The organism is Kitasatospora sp. NPDC057936 (genome assembly GCF_042887525.1).
GTDB lineage: Bacteria > Actinomycetota > Actinomycetes > Streptomycetales > Streptomycetaceae > Kitasatospora.
Map to the genome: position 1 here is coordinate 1 of NZ_JBHVPD010000139.1, position 21,667 is coordinate 21,667.

General features: G+C 74.5%; 20 protein-coding genes. 9 read left to right on the top strand and 11 right to left on the bottom strand.

Annotated features, from left to right (window positions below; all coding sequences use genetic code 11):
* Window positions 1-30 precede the first annotated feature (30 nt).
* The 3 genes from ACFVU9_RS42115 to ACFVU9_RS42125 form a co-directional block, all read right to left on the bottom strand.
* Window positions 31-546, bottom strand: coding sequence for a pyridoxamine 5'-phosphate oxidase family protein (locus tag ACFVU9_RS42115; RefSeq protein WP_380447178.1), 516 nt, complete (start codon window positions 544-546; stop codon window positions 31-33).
* A 115-nt stretch (window positions 547-661) separates the two neighbouring features.
* Window positions 662-1,294, bottom strand: coding sequence for a phosphatase PAP2 family protein (locus ACFVU9_RS42120; RefSeq protein WP_380499275.1), 633 nt, complete (start codon window positions 1,292-1,294; stop codon window positions 662-664).
* Entirely contained in the window at window positions 1,294-1,962 is a 669-nt protein-coding gene (locus tag ACFVU9_RS42125) for a DedA family protein (RefSeq protein WP_380447182.1), read from the bottom strand. The genes ACFVU9_RS42120 and ACFVU9_RS42125 overlap by 1 nt, the downstream gene beginning before the upstream one ends.
* A gap of 106 nt (window positions 1,963-2,068) precedes the next feature.
* On the opposite strand from ACFVU9_RS42125, the gene ACFVU9_RS42130 reads away from it, so the two are divergent.
* The 3 genes from ACFVU9_RS42130 (at window position 2,069) to ACFVU9_RS42140 (ending at window position 5,125) form a co-directional block, all read left to right on the top strand.
* The gene (locus ACFVU9_RS42130; RefSeq protein WP_380447184.1) at window positions 2,069-2,443 is read left to right on the top strand and encodes a BlaI/MecI/CopY family transcriptional regulator; all 375 of its coding nucleotides are present in this window, start codon (window positions 2,069-2,071) and stop codon (window positions 2,441-2,443) included.
* Complete coding sequence (locus ACFVU9_RS42135) at window positions 2,443-3,432, top strand: M56 family metallopeptidase (protein WP_380447186.1); 990 nt, start codon at window positions 2,443-2,445, stop codon at window positions 3,430-3,432. The genes ACFVU9_RS42130 and ACFVU9_RS42135 overlap by 1 nt, the downstream gene beginning before the upstream one ends.
* 160 nt (window positions 3,433-3,592) lie before the next feature.
* A complete protein-coding gene (locus ACFVU9_RS42140; RefSeq protein WP_380509292.1) occupies window positions 3,593-5,125 on the top strand; it encodes a GAF domain-containing protein in 1,533 nt (510 codons plus the stop codon).
* On the opposite strand, the gene ACFVU9_RS42145 is transcribed toward ACFVU9_RS42140, so the two are convergent.
* Entirely contained in the window at window positions 5,044-5,544 is a 501-nt protein-coding gene (locus ACFVU9_RS42145; protein WP_380447190.1) for an SsgA family sporulation/cell division regulator, read from the bottom strand. The genes ACFVU9_RS42140 and ACFVU9_RS42145 overlap by 82 nt on opposite strands.
* Window positions 5,545-5,839: 295 nt before the next feature.
* On the opposite strand from ACFVU9_RS42145, the gene ACFVU9_RS42150 reads away from it, so the two are divergent.
* The 3 genes from ACFVU9_RS42150 (at window position 5,840) to ACFVU9_RS42160 (ending at window position 9,025) form a co-directional block, all read left to right on the top strand.
* Window positions 5,840-7,081: a hypothetical protein gene (locus ACFVU9_RS42150; protein ID WP_387602797.1), complete on the top strand. Its 1,242-nt coding sequence runs from the start codon at window positions 5,840-5,842 to the stop codon at window positions 7,079-7,081.
* A gap of 137 nt (window positions 7,082-7,218) precedes the next feature.
* Window positions 7,219-8,475: a TerD family protein gene (locus ACFVU9_RS42155; RefSeq protein WP_387602800.1), complete on the top strand. Its 1,257-nt coding sequence runs from the start codon at window positions 7,219-7,221 to the stop codon at window positions 8,473-8,475.
* 61 nt (window positions 8,476-8,536) lie between these two features.
* Window positions 8,537-9,025: a GNAT family N-acetyltransferase gene (locus ACFVU9_RS42160; protein ID WP_380447195.1), complete on the top strand. Its 489-nt coding sequence runs from the start codon at window positions 8,537-8,539 to the stop codon at window positions 9,023-9,025.
* 6 nt (window positions 9,026-9,031) lie between these two features.
* Here the strand turns inward: ACFVU9_RS42160 and ACFVU9_RS42165 are convergent, their stop codons facing one another.
* From ACFVU9_RS42165 to ACFVU9_RS42185, 5 genes are all read right to left on the bottom strand, one after another.
* A complete protein-coding gene (locus tag ACFVU9_RS42165) occupies window positions 9,032-9,724 on the bottom strand; it encodes an RraA family protein (protein WP_387602803.1) in 693 nt (230 codons plus the stop codon).
* A 161-nt stretch (window positions 9,725-9,885) separates the two neighbouring features.
* Entirely contained in the window at window positions 9,886-10,815 is a 930-nt protein-coding gene (locus tag ACFVU9_RS42170) for a proline dehydrogenase family protein (protein WP_380447199.1), read from the bottom strand.
* A 170-nt stretch (window positions 10,816-10,985) separates the two neighbouring features.
* Window positions 10,986-12,614, bottom strand: coding sequence for an L-glutamate gamma-semialdehyde dehydrogenase (gene pruA, locus ACFVU9_RS42175; protein WP_380447201.1), 1,629 nt, complete (start codon window positions 12,612-12,614; stop codon window positions 10,986-10,988).
* Window positions 12,615-12,916: 302 nt separating this feature from the next.
* Window positions 12,917-14,140, bottom strand: a complete 1,224-nt coding sequence (locus tag ACFVU9_RS42180; RefSeq protein ID WP_387602808.1) for an FAD-dependent oxidoreductase — start codon at window positions 14,138-14,140, stop codon at window positions 12,917-12,919.
* Window positions 14,137-14,733, bottom strand: coding sequence for a PadR family transcriptional regulator (locus ACFVU9_RS42185; protein WP_380499286.1), 597 nt, complete (start codon window positions 14,731-14,733; stop codon window positions 14,137-14,139). Before ACFVU9_RS42185 ends, ACFVU9_RS42180 begins: the two co-directional genes overlap by 4 nt.
* A gap of 145 nt (window positions 14,734-14,878) precedes the next feature.
* On the opposite strand from ACFVU9_RS42185, the gene ACFVU9_RS42190 reads away from it, so the two are divergent.
* Window positions 14,879-16,480 carry a PucR family transcriptional regulator gene (locus ACFVU9_RS42190; RefSeq protein WP_380509277.1) on the top strand — a complete coding sequence of 534 codons (1,602 nt, stop codon included), beginning with the start codon at window positions 14,879-14,881 and terminating at the stop codon, window positions 16,478-16,480.
* Window positions 16,481-16,492: 12 nt separating this feature from the next.
* Here the strand turns inward: ACFVU9_RS42190 and ACFVU9_RS42195 are convergent, their stop codons facing one another.
* The gene (locus ACFVU9_RS42195; protein WP_380447209.1) at window positions 16,493-17,668 is read right to left on the bottom strand and encodes a hypothetical protein; all 1,176 of its coding nucleotides are present in this window, start codon (window positions 17,666-17,668) and stop codon (window positions 16,493-16,495) included.
* 156 nt (window positions 17,669-17,824) lie between these two features.
* Between ACFVU9_RS42195 and ACFVU9_RS42200 the strand changes: the two genes are divergently transcribed.
* Window positions 17,825-18,268 carry a VOC family protein gene (locus ACFVU9_RS42200; RefSeq protein ID WP_380447211.1) on the top strand — a complete coding sequence of 148 codons (444 nt, stop codon included), beginning with the start codon at window positions 17,825-17,827 and terminating at the stop codon, window positions 18,266-18,268.
* 49 nt (window positions 18,269-18,317) lie between these two features.
* On the opposite strand, the gene ACFVU9_RS42205 is transcribed toward ACFVU9_RS42200, so the two are convergent.
* Window positions 18,318-19,949 carry a hypothetical protein gene (locus tag ACFVU9_RS42205; RefSeq protein ID WP_380447213.1) on the bottom strand — a complete coding sequence of 544 codons (1,632 nt, stop codon included), beginning with the start codon at window positions 19,947-19,949 and terminating at the stop codon, window positions 18,318-18,320.
* A 345-nt stretch (window positions 19,950-20,294) separates the two neighbouring features.
* On the opposite strand from ACFVU9_RS42205, the gene ACFVU9_RS42210 reads away from it, so the two are divergent.
* The gene (locus ACFVU9_RS42210) at window positions 20,295-21,626 is read left to right on the top strand and encodes an MFS transporter (protein ID WP_380447215.1); all 1,332 of its coding nucleotides are present in this window, start codon (window positions 20,295-20,297) and stop codon (window positions 21,624-21,626) included.
* Window positions 21,627-21,667: the final 41 nt, after the last annotated feature.

Sequence of the window (21,667 nt, forward strand, 5' to 3'; positions counted from 1 at the left end):
GCACGGAGAACCGTGCCGCGCCGCCGTTTCTCAGCTCCGCACCACGCGGGCCCGCAGGTAGTTGCGGCGCCCGAAGTTGGGCTCGTCCACCGCCGTGAGCTCGTCCACCTCGAAGCGGTACAGGGCCGCCGCGCCGGCGCCGGCGAGGTACTGGCGGCGGAGCTCGTCGTCCTGGGCGAAGGACGGGTAGCGGGCCCGGTAGGCGGCCAGGGCGGCCTCCGCCTGGTGACCCCAGGCCTCGCCGGCGCTGCCCGTGAGCTGGAGGCCGCGCAGCTGTTCGCCGAAGACGGGCGGCGGCAGGAAGACGGTGGCGGCGGCGCGGGCCTCCTCGGCGAGGTGGCGGCTGTGCCGGGTGGAGCGCTCGCTGACGAAGTACAGGACGAGGTCGTCGTCGTGGGCGAAGAACGCGAGGTTGGCGTGCGGCCCGTGCTCGTGACCCGCCGTCGCGAGGGTGAGCACCATGGCCTCGGCGAGCAGGCCTTCGACGCCCTTGTGCAGGAGGTCCCCGGGCCAGTCCCCCTGGGTGATGTCGAGTCGGTACGGCACGGACGCTCCCTCCGCTGGCACGACAGAGCCGGGCGGGTTCCCCGTCGCGACGGGGCTCCACGCCCGGCTCACATGCTCTACCCGCCGCCCCGCCCGAACAAGGCGGGGGACGGAATCAGTACCGCGGCAGCGCGCCCGGACCGAGCAGCGGGCGCAGTGCCCCGCCCCGCATCCGGTCCACCAGGGGTCCGCAGCGCCCGGCGATCGGCGCCAGGAGCGCCGCGACGACGATGCCGACCAGCATGCCGACCGCGACGTCGTGCGGGTAGTGCACGCCGACCCACACCCGGGAGGCGCCCATCAGGACGGCGAAGATCCCGGCGATCGCGCCGAGGCGGCGGTCGACGAAGAACAGCGCGGTGGCGGCGGCGAAGGCGATCACGGTGTGGTTGCTGGGGAAGGACCAGTCACCGGTACCGGGGCAGGTCTCCAGGGGGACGCTCCCCCGGATCTGCGCACACGGCCGGACCTCCTCGACCATGCCCTTCAGCACGGAGTTCGCGACGTACGCGACGACCACGATCACCGGCGTCGCCAGCACCCGGGCCATCAGGGCCGAGTCGGCGCCGCGCGCCCGCCACCACGCGTGGAGCATGAAGAGCGCGAACAGGCCGAGGCCGATGGCCGACCAGACCTTGATCACGTCGTCCAGCCACACCGGCGCGGCCTTGGACCAGCCGTTGACCTGGGTGTAGAGGCCGCCGGAGATGCCACTGCCGTCGAACACGGCGAGAGCCCGGGAGGACATCACGCGTCACCTCCGTGACGGCGCGCCTTACGGGCGCGGAACACTTCGAGAACAATGGGGAGCACGGAGACAACTACTACCAGACCGATGATCGGTAGCAGATATCGGTCGATGCTGGGGATCGACGATCCCAGCCCGTAGCCGGCCAGCACCACGCCCACCGTCCACAGCACACCGCCCGCGACCTGCCAGAAGGTGAACGAGCGGACCGGCACTTCGAGCACGCCGCACATCGGATTGAGCACCGTTCGGACGACGGGGATGAACCGCGCCAGGACGATCGCCTTGCCGTGGCCGTACTTGGCCAGCAGTTCCTCGGCCCGCTCGACGCCCTCCTGCAGGCTCTTGCGCTTGCTGCGGCGCAGCAGCGCCCGCCCGCCCCGCCTGCCGATGACGTAGCCGACCTGGGCGCCCGCCAGCGCGCCGACCAGGGCCGCCGGGAGGACCTGCCACAGCTCCAGCTGCGGGCCCTTGGTGGCACCGGGCACGCAGAGCAGCCCGGCGGTGAACAGCAGCGAGTCGCCGGGCAGGAAGAAGCCCACCAGCAGGCCGGTCTCGGCGAAGAGCACCACGGCGATGCCGAGCGCGCCGAAGGCGGCGAGCAGCGAGGAGGCGTCCAGCGGGTTCACCGCGAGGTGGACGGCCGGATCGAGGGGGAACTGGAGCAAGGCTGGCGGACCTCCCGTACGTTGGAGGGCGGTGGAACGCCCGGACCGTCTACAGTGACGTAGACGGTCTACATGACTGTAGACGATAACTGGAGGAAGCGCCGCCATGTCCGACGTACCGTCCGCCCGCCGGCCCGCCGGGGAGCTGGAGGCCGAGGTGCTGACCGCCCTCTGGTCCGCACGGCATCCGATGACGCCGCAGGACGTCCAGGCGGCGCTCGGCGGGGACCTCGCCCGCACCACGATCGCGACGATCCTCGCCCGCCTGCACGACAAGGGCACCGTCGAACGGACCCGGGCCGGCCGCGCCTACGCCTACACCCCGACCGTCCAGGACACCGCGGGCCTCGCCGCCCGCCGCATGCACACCGAGCTCGGCCGCGAGGCCGACCGCTCCACCGTGCTCGCGCGTTTCGTCTCCGACCTCTCCGCCGAGGACGAGCAGCTCCTCCGCGCACTCCTGGGCGACGGCACCGCGTGATGATCGCCGTCTGGGCGCCCCTCCTGCTGCCCTTCCTCGCCGCCCCGCTGGCCCGCCGCCTCGCCGACGCGCTGTCCCCCCGGGCCGCCGCCTGGACGCTCGCCGGCTCGGCCGCCGTCCTGGCCGGCGGCACCCTGTGCTCGCTCGGCCTGCTCGCCGCCGCCGGACTGCTCCAGCTGCCGCCGGTCGCCGCCCTCGGCCACCTGTCCCTGCCCTGGCTCACCGCCGCCGCGCCCGGCGCACCCCTCGCGGCGGCCGTCGCCGCACTCGCCCTGGCCGCGCTGACCGCCCTCGCCGTCCGGACCGCCCGCCGCCACCACCGCGACCTGCGCACCGCCCGGGCCGCCCTGCCCGTCGAGGACGCGCGCCGGACCCCGCGGGACCTGCTCACCCCGCCCGACCACCGGCTCACCGTCCTCGACGACGAACGCGCCGACGCCTTCGCCCTCCCGGGCCGGCTGCACCGCGGCGAACCCGGCCGGATCGTCGTCACCGCCGGCATGCTGCGGGCCCTCAGCGGCCCCGAGCGGGCGGCCCTGCTCGCCCACGAGCGGGCCCACCTCACCGGCCGTCACCACCTCTTCCTCGCCCTGGCCGAACACGCCGCCGACATCCACCCGGCGCTCCGGCAACTGCGCGCGCCCCTCGGCTACCACCTGGAGCGCTGGGCCGACGAGGTGGCGGCGGCCCGGGTGGGCGACCGCACCGTGACCGCCCGCGCGGTGGGCCGCGCCGCCCTGGCCGCCAACCGGGCCCCGTCGCCCGCCCGCCCCAAGCTGGCGGCCGCGGCCCACACCGGCCCCGTCCCGCGGCGGGTGGCCGCCCTCCTGCAACCCCGCCCGACCCCGACGGGCACCCGCCTGCGCCCGGTGGCCCTGGCCCTGGCCGCCTGCCTGGCACTGAGCACGGCGGCCACCATGGAGGCGACCGCCGACCTGCACCACACGGTGGAGGCCGCCCAGCACAACGACGGACGCGTGGAGCGCTGAGGGTCGCGGCGGGCGCAGCCGCCAGCGCCCGCGGAAGAAACCCCCGCCACCCCGCACACCGACTTCCCCGACCCCGTCCCCAGACCCCCGCCTCCCCCTTACGCTTTCGTCAGCGCATCGACCCCGACGCGCCCTCGATCGGCGGCGAGGAGCAACCCGAGTGCGTCAGACCGGACGGCAGACCCGACGACCGGAACGTCGAACCCCGCCGACCGCGGCCGAACTGGCCAAGGTCCACGACCGCACCCTCGCCGACGCCGCCGCCCGGGAAGCCGCCCGCGAGAACACCCAGCAGCCCGCCGGCGCCGGCACCACCGGCGACGGCCAGGGCCTGCCGGAACCCCGCCCCGAGATCGGCGACTCCTGGGAGCGCCTGCGCCGCCTCGGTCTCGACCCCGACTCCGGCGCCGCCGCCATCCACCTCGGCCCGGCCGAGGTCGAACTGCGCCGACGGGCGAGCGGCCTGGAAGCCGTCATGCCCGTGCTCCGCGAAACCCTCATCCAGCCCGTGGACCAGGCGCCGCTGATCCTCGCGATCGCCGACGCCGAGGGCCACGTCCTGTGGCAGGAGGGCGAGCGGGGCCTGCGCCGCAGCGCCGACCGGATCGGCTTCCTGATCGGCGCCCGCTGGATCGAGGAGAGCGTCGGCACCAACGGGATCGCGGCGGCGCTGCGCACCCAGCGCCCGATGCAGGTCCACTCCGCCGAGCACTACCTGCGCAGCCACCACTCCTGGACGTGCGTCGCCGCGCCCGTCCACGACCCCGGCACCGGACAACTCATCGGCGCGGTCAACCTCAGCGGCCCCGCCCACAGCGTGCGCCCGTACCTGCTCCAGCTCACCACCACGGCAGCGCGCCTCGCCGAGACCGAACTGCGCGCCCACCGGCTGGAGTCGCTCCACCAGCTGCGCACGATGGCAGCCCCACTGCTCGCCCGGGTGGCCGGCCCCGCGCTCGTGGTGGACGCCGCCGGATGGACCGCCGCCTCGGCCGGGCTCCCTCCGCTCGGCCGGCTGCGCCTGCCCGCGGAGAGCTGGGGCGCCGCGGCCGTCCAGTGGGTGCCCGGGCTCGGCGAGTGCGTCCTCGAACCGCTGGCCGACGGCTGGCTGGTGCGGCCGGTCCGGCCGTCGGACGGGGACGGCACCCTCGCCGCCGAACAGCCGGAGGGGGCGCGGCTGCGCCTGGACCTGCGGCGCGCGGACCGGCCGGAGCTCTCGGTGCAGGGCGCGGCCGGCGGCTGGTCGCACGCGCTCAGCCCGCGCCACGCCGAACTGCTGCTCCTGCTGGCCACCGGACGCGACGGCAGCACCGCCGCGCAGCTCGCCGACGCGCTGTTCGGGGATCCGGCCAGGACGGTCACCGTCCGCGCCGAGCTGTCCCGGCTGCGCCGCTACCTGGGCGGCCTGCTGGCCCACCGGCCGTACCGGTTCGCGGAGTCGGTGCTGGTCACGGTGCTGGGCCCGGACGATCCGTACGACCTGCTGCCGTCGTCGTCGGCCCCGGCCGTGCGCCGGCTGCGGACGGCACTGGCCGCCGGAACGGTACGCCTGCCGGGCGCGGCGGTCCCCGAACCCCGCATGTCCGACCCGCGCGCCCGCGTGAGCGCCCCTCAGCCGCCCCCGAGCAGCGCGGCCAGCTGGGCGTCGGTCGGGCCGCAGGCGCGCTCGGCCTCCTCGGAGACCAGCGCGTAGGTCCGGTCGAGCCAGGCCTGCACGCGGGGCTTGGAGACCTCCAGCAGGGCGCTGCCGTGCGGGGATTCGAGCGCGAGGTGCAACGTCGAGCCGTGGCACGGGCAGTACGCCGGCCACAGTTTGACGTCGCCCTGGCCGCTCAGCATGCGCAGGCCGTCGCGCAGGAGTTCGCGCGAGAAGACCCAGTCGGCCTCGTCCGGCCGGCCCAGGTGGAAGGTCAGCAGCACCTCGTACGGACGGGCGGCTTCGAAGCGGAACCGGGTGCGGACCTCGCCGACGACCTCCTCGCCCAGCGCGATCCGCAGCGTCAGCACCTCCTCCACCGCCGCCGGAGCGGCGGTGGAGCCTTCCCCATCGTCGCCCGTGGGGGTGGCGGCGAGGGGTGCACTGGAGGCTGCGGACAGCGGGTCGGGCGGCATGACGGTCTCTCCGGGACGGCGTGGGATGCTCTCAGACTGCGCCACCGCGGGCCGGGCGGGCAAGGGTTGCAAGGAGGTTGCAATCACCCCCGTCCCGGACGGACGGTCCTTACTCAATTTTGTCGGACGATCCGTCAACTTCCTTGCGATGAACGGATGTCCACGAAGTGGATGGAATCCGTCCACGACGTGGCCGCCCGCTGGTACGCTCACCCCCTCCCGGAACGGACCCCGCGCCACGGACCGTGGGAGAATGCGGCGACTGCGACGGCGACTTCGGGGAGGGAGGGGTCCGGTGGCTGTGCGCGAGGACGCGGTACCGGACGTGCGGCACGAGGCCGCGCCACACGGCCGGCACGGTCGGCCGCGCCCGTTCGGCGGCCGGTTCCGGCTGCCCACCCTGCGGTTCTCCGGCGCCGCGATGGCGATGTCCACGGTCGTCGGCATCAGCATCGCCACCACCCTGCTCCTGCACGAGCAGCAGGGCGTCGGTCGGCGGGCCGGCGTCGCCCGGGTCGGCACCACGCCGCCGCCGACCCCGAGCGGGAGCGGCACCGAGCAGGCCGAGGCCGCCGCCGAGCACCCCCCGGCAGCGCCCGAGCCCAGCGGACGGCCGTCCGCCTCCCGGCCCGCGCGACCGCACCCCGGCTCATCGACACCCGCTCCCTCCACGCACCGACCGGGCACGCCCGAGCCGACGGCCGCCGCGTCCGAGGGCGGACACACCGGGCTCGCGTCCACCGACGATCCGTCCGCCCAGGGCCGCGGGGCCACCGCGGGGCACGGGCCGGCGGCGCCGTCCGGACCGGCGTCCACGTCTCCGCAGACGTCCCCGCAGATGACGCCCACCCCGTCGCCGGCACAGCCGTCCGGACAGCCGTCGCCGTCCCCGAGCGCGAGCCTCCCGTCCGGCACCCCGTCGTTCACGCCGCGGCTCCCGACCGTCCCTTCGGTGGTCCCGGCCGTCCCGGGATCCGACATCACCCCGAACACCCCTGCCGCCACCGGCGTCCCCGACACCGGCGCGACCACCGACGTCACTCCCGGGGCCGAGCAGCCCCTGAGCGGCGTCGCCCAGGTCTCCCCGCTCGGCCGCGACGGCACGCGGCACGTGCTCGGCCTCAGCGTCACCGAGCCCGTCACCGCCCTCCAGACCGAGTTCCGGCTCGCCCCGGGCGAGTTGGCCCCGGGCAGCGGCACCGCGTGGACGGACCTGCCCGGTGCCGTGGTCACCGCCCAGCAGGAACGGGGCGCCCTGGTCTACCGGTTCACCACGCCGGCCGGTACCGACGTCGGCCCCGGGCACTACACGTTCGGCGTCCGCGGCACCCGCCCGACCGCGACGGCCCCGCGCAAGGGCGCCGCGGCGGAGGGCTGGAACGCCGCCGCCTTCGGCATCACCGACCCCCGGGCCGTCTCCGCCCTGGGCACCTTCACCGAGGCGGCACCGCAAGCGGGCCGGCAGCCCGCCCCGCCGGAAGCCCCGTCGAAGACCCCGCCGGAGGCCCGGTCGAAGACCCCGCCCGTCCACCACTGACGCCCGGCCGGGCCCCGCCGGTCCCTCCGGCGACCCGGGCTCATCTCCGCGGCCACGTTCGTTACTGTGGGCAGCACCCGGCCCGGCGGCCCGACCGGGCCCCGTGCGGCCGCCGACCCGTACCCGAGGAGGAGTCCGTGTCCACCGTCCTGACCCCCGGCGGAAACGCACCGCTGTCCGCCGCGCGCGTGACCGTCGAGGTCACCGCACCCAAGGCGCTGGACGTCTCCGGCCTGCTGCTGACCGACGCCGGGAAGGTGCGTTCGGACGCCGACTTCGTGTTCTTCAACGCGCCGCACGGCCCCGGCGTCAGCCACCGCCCGGCCGGCGCGGGCGCGCCGGACGCGATCACGGTGGACACCCGGGCCGTCCCGGCCGGGATCACCAAGGTGGTCGTGACGGCCAGTCCGGCCGACCAGGAGAGCACGTTCGCCGGGATGGAGCCGACCGCGACCGTCCGCGACGCCGACACCGGCCAGGTGCTGGTCTCCTTCACCCCGCCGCCGCTCGGCCGGGAGACCGCGCTCATCGTGGTGGAGGTCTACCTGCGCAACGGCGCGTGGAAGGTGCGGGCGGTCGGCCAGGGGTACGCCAACGGACTCGCGGGCATCGCCACCGACTTCGGCGTCACCGTCGACGACACCCCGGTGGCCCCGGCGACCCCTCCGGTCTCCGTCGCGCCCCCGATGCCGTCCGCCCCGCCGCCCGCACCGACCGCACCGCCCCTCGACCCGCGCATCGCCCGCACCGCCGCGCCCCCGATGCCGACCTCCCCGCCGCCCGCCGCACCGCCGGCACCGGCCGCGGCCACCCGCCCGAAGGTCACCCTCGACAAGGGCCGGGTCAACCTGGTCAAGGGCAGCTCGGTGTCCCTGGTCAAGAACGGCCGCCCGTTCCTCTCCTCGGTCCGGATGGCCCTCGGCTGGGAGCCCGCCGGCCGCGGCCGCAGCATCGACCTCGACGCCTCCTGCATCGCCTTCGACGCCAGGCGCCGCAAGCTGGAGACGGCCTGGTTCATGAAGCTCACCGTCTTCAACGGCGCGATCGCCCACTCCGGCGACAACCTCACCGGCGAGGGCACCGGCGACGACGAGTCGATCACCGTCCACCTGGAGGGCCTGCCCGCCGAGGTCACCGGCCTGGTCTTCGTCGTCAACTCCTTCTCCGGGCAGCGCTTCACCGAGGTGCAGAACGCCTACTGCCGCCTGCTGGACGCCGGCAGCGGACAGGAGCTGGTCCGCTTCGACCTGACCCACTCGGAGCCGCGCACCGGAGTGGTGATGTGCAAGCTGGTCCGCCAGAGCACCGGCGAGTGGGAGATGACGGCGCTCGGCGAGTACGTGGACGCCAAGACCGCCCGCGCGATGATCGAGCCGTCCGCCGCGCTCCTCTGAGCCCCGCTCGCCCACCGGAAAACCGGTGGCCGGTCCGCCGGCCCGGGGCCATCCTGTCCGCATGCAGATCAGAGAAGCCACCGCCGAGGACTGGCCGGCCATCTGGCCGTTCTTCCACGCGATCGTCGCCGCGGGCGAGACGTTCCCGTACCCGCCGGACCTCTCCTCCGAGCTCGGGCGCGAGTGGTGGCTGCTGCCCGCGCCGAACCGCACGGTGGTCGCGGTGGACGACGCGGGCACGGTCGTCGGCACCGCCAACATGTGCCGCAACCGCCCGGGCAACGGCTCGCACGTGGCCAGCGCCAGCTACATGGTGGACCCGGCCCACCACGGGCGGGGCATCGGGCGGGCCCTGGTCGAGCACACCCTCGACTGGGCCCGCCGACAGGGCTACCGCGCCATGCAGTTCAACGCGGTGGTGGCGAACAACCACCACGCGGTGAAGCTCTACGAATCGCTGGGCTTCAGCGTCGTCGGCACCGTCCCCGAGGCCTTCCGCCACCCCACCGAGGGATACGTCGGCCTCCACGTGATGCACCGCCCGCTCTGAGGGCGGCTACTCCTCGATGGCCCCGCCCACCCGGCGCAGGTGCTGCCGGAAGCTGTACGCCGGGTCGGCGGCGCGCCGCTCCAGGTACTCGTCGAAGGCGGTCTGCCGGCGGAGCGTGTCGCCGGAGCGGATCCGCCCGGCCTGGGCGCGCTCGGTTCGGGCGATGTCCGCGGCCGTCGCGAGCACCTCGTCGATCCGGTCGCCCGGGACGAACAGCACGCCGTCCGCGTCGGCGAGGACCACGTCCCCGGCGTCCACCAGGTGCGGCCCGAACCGCGCCGTGACCAGCGCCTCCGGCTCCTGCTCGGCCAGCCGCAGGGGCCCGAGCGGCAGGGCGCCGTAGCTGAACACCGGCAGCCCGATCTCCACCAGCTCGGGCGTGTCCCGGTGCAGCCCCCACACGACGATCCCGGCGACCCCGGCCGCCATCGCCTCCAGCACGGCGAGGTCCCCGATGCAGGCCTCGTCCGTCCGCCCGCCGTTGTCGATCACGAGGACGTCCCCGTCCCGCGCGGCCCCGTACGCCTCCAGGAACACGTCCACGCTCCCGTAGTGCCGCACCGGCAGCACCCGCCCGGCGACCCGGGCCCCCGCCCCGACCCCCGCAACCCCCACCGGCGCCGCCCGCACCCCCACCCCGAGCCGCACACAGGCATCCGCCACCAACGGCGTCGACAGCCCTTCGAACTCCTTCAGCATCCCCAACTCCTCCCACTACGGCCCCAGTTCACCACCCCCGATCCTAGGCCGGGACCCACCCCCGTGAACGCCCGAAACCGCCGGGAACACGCGGAACGCGAAACGGCTCGCACCCCCTCCCACAAAGGGGGTGCGAGCCGTTCGGCACCGGGGCCGCAGCGTCAGCTGCGGGTGGCCATGGCGCGGAGGAAGAAGGTCAGGTTGGCCGGGCGCTCGGCGAGGCGGCGCATGAAGTAGCCGTACCACTCCTGGCCGTACGGGAGGTACACCCGCATGGTGTTGCCCTCGCCGGCGAGGCGCAGCTGCTCCTCCGGGCGGATGCCGTAGAGCATCTGGTACTCGAACGAGTCGCGGTTGCGGCCGTTCCACTGGGCCAGCTGCCCGGCGATCTTGATCATGTTCGGGTCGTGCGAGGCGATCATCGGGTAACCCTCGCCCGCCATCAGGACCTTGAGGGCCCGGACGTACGCGAGGTCGACCTCGTGCTTGCCCTGGAAGGCGACCGACTCGGGCTCCTTGTAGGCGCCCTTGCACAGGCGCACGCGGGAGCCGGCGCCGGAGAACTCGCGGCAGTCGGCCTCGGTGCGGCGCAGGTAGGCCTGGAGCACGACGCCCAGCCACGGGTAGTCGGCCCGCAGCTCGCGCGCGATGGCGAGGGTGGAGTCGGTGGTGGTGTGGTCCTCCATGTCGAGGGTCACCGTGGTGCCCGCGTCGGCGGCGGCCTCGCAGATGCGGCGGGCGTTCTCCAGCGCGATCTTCTCGCCGTCCACCGGCAGGAACTGGCCGACGGCCGACAGCTTGACGGACACCTCGGCGCCGGCCGCGAGGCCGGTCTCCTTGAGCGCCTTGAGCAGGTGCTCGTACGCCTCGGCGGTGCCGGCGGCCTGGGCGGCGTCCTGGGTGTCCTCGCCGAGGTGGTCCAGGGTGACCTTGCGGCCGGTGGCGACGAGGTCGTCGCAGGCGGTGACGGCGTCGTCGAGGACCTCGCCGGCGACGAAGCGCTCGACTATCGCGTGGGTCGGCGGGAACTTCTCGACCACGGTCCGGACCTGCGGCGACCGGGAGGCCGCGAGGAGGGCGGAACGGAGCATCGTGACTCCTGGAACTGGTGCTTCTAAGGGTGGCAGAAAGTGGCCGGGGCGGCGGGTACGGGGGTGGCCCCGCCGCCCCGGCGGGGCGGCGCCCGGTTGCGGGACCGGGCGTCGCGGGTGACCGATGGCTACGCGATGTCCACGTGGAGCCGGAGGGTCGAGGGGGCCGGTCAGCCCATGTGCGGGTAGCGGTAGTCCGTCGGCGGGACGAAGGTCTCCTTGACCGAGCGGGTCGAGGTCCACCGCGCGAGGTTCTGCTTGGCGCCGGCCTTGTCGTTGGTGCCGGAGGCCCGGCCGCCGCCGAAGGGCTGCTGGCCGACGACGGCGCCGGTCGGCTTGTCGTTGATGTAGAAGTTGCCGGCCGCGAAGCGCAGCTTCTCCATCGCGTGCTCGACGGCCGCGCGGTCCTGGGAGATGATCGAGCCGGTCAGGCCGTAGGCCGAGACGGACTCCATCTGCGCCAGCATCTCGTCGTACTTCTCGTCCTCGTAGACGTGGACGGCGAGGACGGGGCCGAAGTACTCGTCGCGGAAGTACTCCGAGGCCGGGTCCTGGCACACGAGCACGGTCGGGCGGACGAAGTAGCCGACCGAGTCGTCGTAGGTGCCGCCGGCGAGGACCTCGACCCGCGGGTCGGCCTGGGCGCGGTCGATGGCGGCCTTGTTCTTGGCGAAGGCGCGCTCGTCGATGACGGCGGACATGAAGTTGCCCAGGTCGCTGACGTCGCCCATGGTCAGGCCGTCGACCTCGGCGGCGAACTCGTCCTTCAGGCCGGCCCACAGCGAGGCGGGGACGTAGGCGCGGGAGAGCGCCGAGCACTTCTGGCCCTGGAACTCGAAGGCGCCGCGGGTCATCGCGGTCTTCAGCACGGCCGGGTCGGCGGACGGGTGGGCGACGAGGAAGTCCTTGCCGCCGGTCTCGCCGACGATCCGCGGGTAGGTGCGGTACTGCGAGATGTTGTTGCCGACCTCGCGCCACAGGTGCTGGAAGGTGGCGGTGGAGCCGGTGAAGTGGATGCCGGCGAGCGCCGGGTGCTTGAGCGCGACGGCGGAGACGTCGAGGCCGTCGCCGGTCACCATGTTGATGACGCCCTTGGGCAGGCCGGCCGCCTCCAGCAGCTGCATGAGCAGGTGCGCGGAGAACTGCTGCGTCGGGGACGGCTTCCAGAGCACCACGTTGCCCATCAGCGCGGGCGCGGTCGGCAGGTTGCCGGCGATCGCGGTGAAGTTGAACGGGGTGATCGCGTAGACGAAGCCCTCCAGCGGGCGGTGGTCGCTGCGGTTCCACACGCCGTCCGAGGAGACCGGCTGCTCGGCCATGATCTGGCGGGCGAAGTGCACGTTGAAGCGCAGGAAGTCGACCAGCTCGCAGGGGGTGTCGATCTCGGCCTGCTGCGCGGTCTTGGACTGGCCGAGCATGGTGGCGGCGGCCAGGGTCTCGCGCCAGGGGCCGGCCAGCAGGTCGGCGGCGCGGAGGAAGATCGCGGCGCGGGAGTCGAAGGAGAGCGCCTGCCAGGCCGGGGCGGCGGCCAGGGCAGCGTCGATGGCGTCCTGCGCGTCGGCCTGGGTGGCGTTGCGCAGGGTGCCGAGCCGAGCCGCGTGGTTGTGCGGCTGGACGACGTGGATCTCGGCGCCGCCGCCCATGCGGCGCTCACCGTTGATCGTCATGGTCAGCTGGACCGGCTCCTGGCCGCCCAGCTCCTTCAGCTTGGCCTCCAGGCGGGCCCGTTCGGGGCTGCCGGGGGCGTAGCTGTGGACCGGCTCGTTCACCGGCGCGGGGACCTGGGTCACAGCGTCCATGAGTTCTCCTGTGATTATCGGATTCAGCGATACCGCATGTCACCATGCTGATACGCTCTGTCACGTTCCGCTTGCGGGATCGGACAGGGCTTGTCCGTCGCAAGGCCGCGTGGCCAAGCGAGAAGCCCCGGCGTATGCCACGGGCGGAGTCACGAGGCGCACGCTCTCCTTTCGAGGAGCAGTCGCTGCGACCGCCGGCACGGACCGGCCAGCGTTGGATAACGCTATTTCAGCCGCCCGGCCATGCAATTGGCCGGGCGGCTAAAGTCGCCCGGACGGAGTTGTCCGAGCGAACGAAAGCGTCACGCCCCGACAGCCACCCGCCGCTCCCAGTCGATCCGGTACCCGTGCACCGGGCGGAGCATCTTCTCCGGGCTCATGAACGTCCGCATGGCGATCGGCGCGAGCAGCCGGAACATCACCCGCGAGACCGGCCCGGAGGACTTCTGGCTGTTGGTGCGGACCGCGTCGGCGGCGATCTTCTCGACCCGCGGCCGGCGCATCGCCTCGTAGGCGGCGAACGCGGCGGTGTGGTCGGGCAGGTCCCGCAGGCAGCGGGCGAGTTCGACGGCGCTCTCGACGGCGAGCGAGACGCCCTGGCCGGAGCTGTTGGACGGCGCGTGCACCGAGTCGCCGACCAGGACCATCCGGCCGCGGTGCCAGTGCGGGACGGACGGCATGATCTCCAGCCGCGGGAAGACCTCCATGGTGTCGGCGTCGGCCACCGCGAGGACGTCCCGGGCGGGCACGTCGCCGGAGTGCAGGTCGCGCAGCCGGCGCAGCCACTCGTCGTTGCTCACGGCGCGGACCTGTTCGTAGGTCAGCTGCTCGGGCTGCGGGACGTTGCTGAACCACGCCGTCCCGGCGCCCTCGGGCAGTCCCCAGTAGCCGAAGAAGGCGCGGGCGCCGTTGGCGAAGTGCACGGTCTCGCCGCGTCCTGCCCGGCCGGGCAGGCGGTACGGGCTGTAGCCGCCGATGCCGAGCAGCCCGGTGTACCGGGCGCCGGGCGCGGCCGGGTCGATCAGGGTGCGGACGGTGGAGCGGGTGCCGTCGGCGCCGATCAGCAGGTCGCCGGTGGCGGTGGTGCCGTCGGCGAAGCGGGCGGTGATGCCGTCGGCGCCCTCCTCGACGCCGACGAGCCGTTTGCCGTACCGGACGTCGATGCCGGCCTCGCCGAGCCGCCGCTGCAGCACCTCGTACAGTTCGGCGCGGCGCATCAGCCGCCCGCGCGGCAGGTCGGGCAGGCCGGCGAACTCGGCGAGCGTGCCGCCCCTGCCGTCCTCGATGACCATCGGGCCGACCGGCTGGCCGAGCCGGCCGACCTCCGCCTCCAGCCCGACGGCCGCGAGGGCGCCGAGCCCGTTGGGGGCGATCATGAACGTCCCGCCGATGCCCTCGGCGGAGCTCTCGTAGGCCTCGAACACGAGCGGCTCGATGCCGGCCCTGCGCAGCGCCAGCGCCATCACGGGCCCGGCGATGCCGCCGCCGATGATCAGGGCCTTGCGGGTCGTACCGTTGGTGCTCATTCCAGGCTCCTCATGAATTCCTGCAGGGTCCGGTTGAAGTCCGGCTCCCCGAGCTGTGCGATGAGGTTCTCGGTGAAGCGCCGCTCGGCTTCCAGCAGCGCGAGCGCGTAGTCGTCCTCGACCACGAACATCGGGTGGACGCCCATCTCCGCCGCCTTGCGCAGTTGGGCGCGCTCGGCGTCGATCCGGGCGTCCAGGGTCGCCAGCCGCCGGCCGAGCAGTTCGGCCGCCTCGGAGGGCGGCACCACCACGAGCAGGCACAGGGCCACCCCGAAGGACGGGTACTCCTCCTGCGGTTCGGCGATCCACTCGCGCATCCAGCTGTCGAGCTCCGCCTTCCCCTCGGGCGTGAGGGCGTAGACGGTGCGTTCCGGCCGCTGGGTGTCGCGGACGGTCTCCTGTTCGGCGACGAACCCCGCCTTCCGCAGCTGCTCCACGACCATGTACAGCGAGCTGCGGTTGTACTTGATGTTGCGGTCCTTGCCGTGCTCCTTGAGCCGGCGCCCCATCTCGTACGGGTGCATCGGCTCGGCCGTGAGCTCGGCCAGGACCGCGAGGGCCAGCGGGTTCGACACCTTGCGTCGCTTCGCCATGAGATCTTCCTCATCTCTTGGTCAGTACTGACTATCCATTCTCAGATAGTCAGAGTCAACTATTCAGGATTGACGAACCTCAACTCTGTCCGCCCGGCTAAAATCAACCACACGGCCTTGTCCGAGTGGATGAAGGAGGCCTGAAGTGGCAACCCCCGGCCTCCCGCTCCGCCAGCTCCTGATGTCCCTCGGCGAGCCCCTGGTCGAGCTCCAGGCCGCCCCGCTGGGCCTGGACGTGCCCGTCCGCGACGTCGCGATCCTCGACCCCGAGGACCCGCCGACCGCGGCCCCCGGCGAACTCGTCCTCGCGATCGGCGCCCGCGGCCGCGCCGCCCTCCCCGCCCTGCGCGCCGCCGGCCGGGCCGGCGCGGCGGCCGTCGCCGTCAAGCTCGACGCCCCCGGCCAGGCGGACGCCCTGCGCGAGGCCGCCACCGACGCCGGCGTCGCCCTGCTCTCGGTGCGCCGCGAGACCCGCTGGGAGCACCTGGACTCGCTGGCCCGCGCGATCATCGCCGGTCCGGACGCCCCCGACACCGCCGGCGCCCCCGAGCACAACGCGGGCGACCTCTTCTCCCTCGCCCAGACCGTCGCCGTGCTCACCAGCGGCATCGTCTCGATCGAGGACACGTCCAGCCGGGTGCTCGCCTACTCCCGCTCCTCCGACTCCGACGAGGTCGACGACCTCCGCCGGCTCTCCATCCTCGGCTGGCAGGGCCCCGAGCCGTACCTCTCCAAGCTCCGCGAGTGGGGCATCTTCCAGCACCTGCGCACCTCGGACGCCCCGATCGCGGTCGAGCCGCACCCCGAACTCGGCCTGCGCCGCCGCCTCGCGGTCGGCATCCGGGCCGGGGCGCAGCCGCTCGGCACCATCTGGGTGCAGGAGGGCGCGCAGCCGCTGGCCCCGCTGGCCGAGCAGGCCCTGGTCGGTGCCGCCCGCGTCGCCGCCGCCCAGCTGGTGCGCCGCCGCCGGGAGCTGTCCGCCGACGTGCGGCTCACCCAGACGCTGCTCACCGGCCTGCTGGAGGGCTCCACCGGCCCGCAGTCGCTCGCCACCCACCTGGGCCTGGACCTGCGCCGCCCGGCCACCGTCCTCGCGTACGGCGCCCGCACCACCGAGGCGCTGCACCGCGCCGACATCACCGGCCTGATCTCGGTGCACACCGCCGCCCGGCACCGCGGCGCGCTGCTCGCCCCGATCGAGTCCCGGGTGTACGTGCTGCTGCCCGAACTCCCGCCGGGCCTGCCGATGACGACCGTCCGGGACTGGGCCTCCGAGGTGGTCGAGGCGGCCAGGGAGCACCTCGGCGTGCCGCTGCGGGCCGCGATCGGATCGACCGTGGACGGCCTCGCGCAGGTGCCGGACTCCCGGGCCCAGGCGGACCGGATCCTCGACGCGATGGGCCGCGGCGGGGTGGACCTCGACGTGGCCGCGCTGATCGACGTCCAGGCCGAGGTGCTGGTGAGCGAGATGCTCGCGCTGCTCCAGGAGCGCGGCGGCCTGCGCGACCCGAGGCTGACCGCGCTCACCGCCTACGACCGGCGGCACGGCACCCGGCTCGCCGAGTCCGTGCTGGCCTGGCTGGACGCGCTCGGCGAGGTCCGGGTGGCCGCCGACGCCCTGCACATCCACCCCAACACCCTGCGCTACCGGGTGCGCCGCGCCGAGCAGTTGACCGGCATCGACCTCGCCCAGCCGCAGCAGCGCCTGCTGGCGATGCTGCAACTGCGGCTGCCCGCCGACGAATAGGGCCACCGGACTCTAGGTGGCGCGTGTCCGCCACTGCTCCCAGGCCGACAGCCACAACTGCTCGGCCAGCTCCTGCGCCTCCCAGCCCTCGGGCCCGCCGCCCGAGCGGTCCCGCCACAGCTGCGCCCACGCCCGCTGCGCCGGCAGGCTCGCCACCTCGCTCGCGAACACCGTGTACCGGACGACCTCCTCGACGGCCGCCGCGCCCTCCGGCGTCCCGATCACCCAGTGCGTCTGCCCGGCCAGCCGCTCCAGGTGGTTGACCATCGACGTCACGGCCGCCAGCGCCTCCTCCCGGGTCTCCGAGGCGAGCCGCATCTGCTGGCGCACCGCCGCCTCCCAGCGCACCGCGCACGCCTCCCCGCGCAGCCCGCGCGGCAGCCGCGGCGGCCGCCCGGCCCGCACCTGCGCCTCGATCGCCGCGGACTCGGCGATGGTCTGCCCGATCAGCGCCCGGTGCGCCTCCAGCCCGTGCACCGGCGGCAGTTCGCGCTCCTCGACCGGCACCCGCTCGGAGTGCCGGGACGACAGCTCGCGCAGCAGCTCGCTGCGCCCGCGCAGGTACCGCTCGACGTCGCCGATCCGGCCGAGTTCCAGCCCGCCGGGCGCCACTCCGCGCCCGCACACCGTGACGGTGAGCCCGTCGATCCGCAGCCGCCCGGCCCACACCGGCCCGGGCCCGCCGTCCTCCGGCGTCCCCGGCCAGAGCACCGGCCGGTCCTCGTGCACCTCGACCGCGCACGGCTCGCCGTCCACCGTGATCCACTCGCGCAGCGCCCGGACCCGCCCGGGCCCGTCGCCCTCGTCGATCCCGAGGTGGTCGTAGACCCGGTCCCGCTCGTCCTCGACGACGTCCTCCAGCTCGGGCAGGACGAGGCAGCGCTCGGCGCCCGGCCGGTAGGTGCGGACGGTGACGTACGGCCCCGCCGTCGAGCTCCAGTCGCCCGACTGCACCTCGACCCAGTCCAGCCGGCCGCCGTTGGTCTCGAACGCGCCGAGCGCGTCGCCCGCCCGGTCGAGCCCGGCCGCGACGCCGTACACGGGGAAGTCCGCGGCGGCCAGGGTCCGGCGGGTGAACTCCTCCACCCGGGCGAGCCGGTCCGCCCGCTCGCGCGCGTCCGGGGCGTGCCATCCGGCGTCCGGTGTCCCGCGCCGCTCCTGGGGCCTGCCGCCGCTCTCCCGCATCACCTGTGCCGCACCCCCGAGTCCTCGCGCCCGCACCGCCCCCGCCACCTTACGTGCCGGGGACCTGCCGGGTCATCAGCTCCCGCGCCCCGCAGGGACCGTCGGACGGCGGCCGTGTCAGGACGCGCGGTTGTCAGCCGCCCTCCCTAACCTGGCCGCATGACAGCACAGAGCACGTTCCCCGCCCGGATCAGCATCGTCACCCTCGGCGTCACGGACCTCGGCCGCAGCGCCGCCTTCTACGAGGCCCTCGGCTGGCGGCGCTCCTCCGCCTCCAGCCCGGAGATCGTCTGGTTCCGCACCGCCGACTCGGTGCTCGGGCTGTTCCCGGGCGACGAGCTGGCCGCCGACGCGGGCGTGCCCGGCGGCGGCGAGCCGTCCTTCCGCGGCGTCACCCTCGCGGTGAACCTGGAGTCCCCCGCGCTGGTCGACGCCGCCCTGGAGACGGCCATCGCCGCCGGCGCCACCGTGGTGAAGCCGCCGGCCACGACCGGCTGGGGCGGCTACTCCGGCTACTTCGAGGACCCGGACGGCCACCTGTGGGAGCTGGCGCACAACCCGTTCTTCCCCTTCACGGAGGACGGCTCGCTCGACCTGCCCTGACTCGACCTGCCCTGACTCGACCTGCGCTGACTCGACCTGCCCTGAGGCGCTAGCTCTTCGAGCGCGCCTTGAAGGCCGCCTTGCGCGCCTCCTTGGCCACCGCGCGGTCGGTGTGCAGCTCGCCGATCGCCTCCAGGACGTCCGCCGTGTACGCGTGGTCGACCCGCCACAGCTCGCCGAAGTAGCTCCCCGGATCGCCGGTGACGGGCAGGTCGGCGATCAGTTCGCGCAGCGGTTCGGCGTCGCCGCCGCTGTCGAGCAGTTGGGCGGCGAAGGTGTCGACCACCGTCCACAGCGCCATCGTCCGGTCCGGCGCCGGCACGTCCGACGCGCCGAGCGCGGTCAGCCAGGCCCGCGCGGCACCACCCAGCTCCGGGTCGTCCAGCACCTCCCGGACGGCCGGCTCGGCGGGCGCCCCGAGCACGTTCAGCGCCGAGACGCCGAGCATCCGGCGCATCGGCCCGTACGCGTCCGCGCCGCGCGCCGCCGCCAGCAGCTCGCGCGCCGCCGCCACCGGCTCCCGGCCGTCGAGCCAGACCCGCAGCTCCTCCTCCGGCAGGACGTTGGGGGACTCGCACACGCCGCGCAGCAGCTCGGCCGCGTCGCCCTGGGCGAGGTCGCCGACCAGCGGCGCGTCGTAGCCGTCCTCCAGCAGCCACTGCCGGATGCCGTACTGGCCGAGCGGGGTCAGCCGGACCAGGCCGAACCGCGCCGACTCCTCCTCGTCCAGCGGGGCCTCGCCGACGACGGGGGCGCCCTCCTCGCCGGTGGCCTCCTCCTCGTCGAACAGCTCGGGGTCGATCGGGCGGTAGTCCAGCAGGCCCAGCTCGGCGAGGTCGCCCAGCATCGGGTCCAGCGCGACCATCACGTCGGTGATGTCGCCGAGCAGCTCCTCGCTCGGCTCCTCGCCCTCCGGCACCACCAGCAGCGCGGCGAGCACGCCCAGCGGCACGGTCTCGTTGCCCGGCTCGGCGAAGGCGGTGGTCTCGTACAGCACCTGGAGCGCCTCGTCGAGCAGCTCGGCCGCGGCGTCGCGGGCCTCCTCGACCTCGGAGAGCGCGTCCTCGTCCTCCTCGTCGCCGTCCTCGCCCGCCGCGGCGTGCTCCCCGTCCTCCTCGGGCATCGAGTCGGCCTCCACGGCCAGCTCGCGGACGATCCCGGCGGCCGTCAGCCACAGTTCCAGGACGGTGTCCGGGTCGCCCTCCTCCGCCGGCTCCAGGTCCGGGCCCGGCACGGCGACGTGCTCGCCGTCGGCGGTCGTCCCGATCTCCACCAGGTCCAGGTCGCAGGCCAGCGACCAGGCCCGCATGGCCTCGATCTCGGCCTCCTCCGGCACCTCGCCCGCGGCCGGGGCCAGGCCGAGCAGCCGCGCCGCCGGGGCGCGGTCCTCGACGACCAGGTCCCCGAACTCGTCCACGCCGCGGTGCGGGGCGGCCCAGCGGGCCAGCGCCAGCGCGTACCCGAACATGGGGACGGCCTTCGCCTGTTCGGCCAGCTCCCGCTCGGCGGGCAGCTTCACCGGCGGGACCAGGACGGCTGCGTCGTCCAGGTCCTCGTCGTCCAGTCCGTGAGCGGCGAACGCCCCATAGAGGTCCTGGAGCTCCAGGTCGGCGGGCAGAACCGCCTCGGCCGTGCCCTCTCCCGCCGAGGCCCCTGCGTTCTTCCGACGTCGTCCGGCCATCGCCTCGCGTTCTCCCTCAGCCAGCGGCCGCGCATCAGCTCCGCGTACCGATCCTCTACCTCAGCGTATAGGCCGGGCACCCCCGATGCCCGGCCCCGAGGGGCGCGCGCCGCGACCGTGCGCCCACCCCTTATCCTTCGCTATTGGCGCCGCGCACAACCCCGCGCGGGCCACCGGGCAACGAAGCCCTCACCCTCCTCGCCCGTCAACGGGCGGGACGGGACCTGCCACACCCATCCGCTCCATCAGGGAGCCCGCACCGCGGCCACCACCACAGCGCCTCAGGACGGGCGCGCCGGCACACCCAGCCGCCCCGGTGGGGCCAAGCCACAGGAGACCCCTGAGATGGCGGACCTCTCCCCCGCCGGCCCCGGCCTGCGCACCGCGCAGTTCGACGGACGCCGACTGTCGGAGGCCCTGCTTCCCCTGGAGCTCGCGCCACGCGCCCAGCTCCAGCTCTCCGCGATCAGCCGCTGGAACGCGCTGCGCGGAGTCCGCGTCGGCCTCGTCTCGGCCGGCCTGCTGTTCATGCTCATCGGTGCCAACCTGGCGACGCCGATCTACCCGATGATCCAGCAGCGCCTCGGCCTGACCACGCTCGACACCACGATCCTCTTCACGATCTACATCTTCGCGCTGGTCCCGGTCCTCGCCGTGGTCGGCCACTGGTCCGACCTGCTCGGCCGCCGCGCCCTGATCCTGCCGGCCGTCGCGCTCGCCGCCGCGGGCGACGTGGTCTTCGCCACCGCAGGGAGCTTCTGGCAGCTCGCCCTCGGCCGGGCCGTCCAGGGCATCGCCGTCGGCCTGTCCACCGGCGCCGCCGGGGCCGCCCTCGGCGATCTGCTGCCGGACCACCCGACGCTCGCCGCCAAGCTCACCCTGGCCTGCTCGGCGGGCGGTGTCGCGCTCGGCCCGGTGGTCGGCGCCCTGCTGGCCGACGGCTCGGACCCGCTGCTGACGCCGTTCCTCCTGCACGCCATCGCGCTCGGTGCCCTCTGCATACCCCTGGCCGTCGTGCACCCCCGGATGCCCGGCCGCAACCGCCCGCCGGCCTCGCCGCCGCGCATCACCACCCCGGCCCACCTGCGCCCGCGCAAGCCCGCCCTGCCGATCGCCGGCCGCCGCGAGTTCCTGTTCGCCGCGACCGCCGGCTTCATCTCGTACGCGGTGTTCGGCGTCTACCTCAGCCTGGCGCCGTCCTTCGCGGCCAAGCTGCTGCACACCCCCTCCCACCTGGTCGGCGCCGTCGTCGCGGCCCTGCTGCTGGGCTCCTCCGCGGCCGCCCAGCTGCTCGTCCCGCCGACCTCCGACCGCCTGGTCATCGCCCTCGGCATGACCGGCCTGGCCACCGGCCTCGGCCTGGTCGTCGCGGCCGGGTACAGCGGCACCCCAGCCCTGCTCTTCATCGGCAGCGTCCTCGGCGGCGCCTGCCAGGGCGTGGCGTTCCGCTCACTGTTCACCAGCGCCGTCGCCGCGATGGACCCGGAACGCCGCGGCTCCGAACTGTCCTCCCTGTGGATCATCGTCTACCTGGGCAGCTCGCTCCCGATCGTCATCGTCGGCGCCCTCGTCCAGGCCTACGGCCTCCTCCCCGCCGTGAGCGGCTTCGCCACCGTGGCCGCCCTCCTCTGCACGGCCCTCGCCGTGGCAGTGGCCCGCAAGCCCAAGCAGGCCTGACCCTCCACGGTGAAACGTCGCTGCCCGGGCCCCTTCGGGGC

Coding starts and splice junctions, on each gene's coding strand:
- ACFVU9_RS42120 (WP_380499275.1), bottom strand. CDS start 1,294: ATGTCCTCCCGGGCTCTCGCCGTGTTCGACGGCAGTGGCATCTCCGGC.
- ACFVU9_RS42130 (WP_380447184.1), top strand. CDS start 2,069: ATGTCCGACGTACCGTCCGCCCGCCGGCCCGCCGGGGAGCTGGAGGCC.
- ACFVU9_RS42135 (WP_380447186.1), top strand. CDS start 2,443: ATGATCGCCGTCTGGGCGCCCCTCCTGCTGCCCTTCCTCGCCGCCCCG.
- ACFVU9_RS42145 (WP_380447190.1), bottom strand. CDS start 5,544: ATGCCGCCCGACCCGCTGTCCGCAGCCTCCAGTGCACCCCTCGCCGCC.
- ACFVU9_RS42160 (WP_380447195.1), top strand. CDS start 8,537: ATGCAGATCAGAGAAGCCACCGCCGAGGACTGGCCGGCCATCTGGCCG.
- ACFVU9_RS42165 (WP_387602803.1), bottom strand. CDS start 9,724: ATGCTGAAGGAGTTCGAAGGGCTGTCGACGCCGTTGGTGGCGGATGCC.
- ACFVU9_RS42170 (WP_380447199.1), bottom strand. CDS start 10,815: ATGCTCCGTTCCGCCCTCCTCGCGGCCTCCCGGTCGCCGCAGGTCCGG.
- pruA (WP_380447201.1), bottom strand. CDS start 12,614: ATGGACGCTGTGACCCAGGTCCCCGCGCCGGTGAACGAGCCGGTCCAC.
- ACFVU9_RS42180 (WP_387602808.1), bottom strand. CDS start 14,140: ATGAGCACCAACGGTACGACCCGCAAGGCCCTGATCATCGGCGGCGGC.
- ACFVU9_RS42185 (WP_380499286.1), bottom strand. CDS start 14,733: ATGGCGAAGCGACGCAAGGTGTCGAACCCGCTGGCCCTCGCGGTCCTG.
- ACFVU9_RS42200 (WP_380447211.1), top strand. CDS start 17,825: ATGACAGCACAGAGCACGTTCCCCGCCCGGATCAGCATCGTCACCCTC.
- ACFVU9_RS42205 (WP_380447213.1), bottom strand. CDS start 19,949: ATGGCCGGACGACGTCGGAAGAACGCAGGGGCCTCGGCGGGAGAGGGC.
- ACFVU9_RS42210 (WP_380447215.1), top strand. CDS start 20,295: ATGGCGGACCTCTCCCCCGCCGGCCCCGGCCTGCGCACCGCGCAGTTC.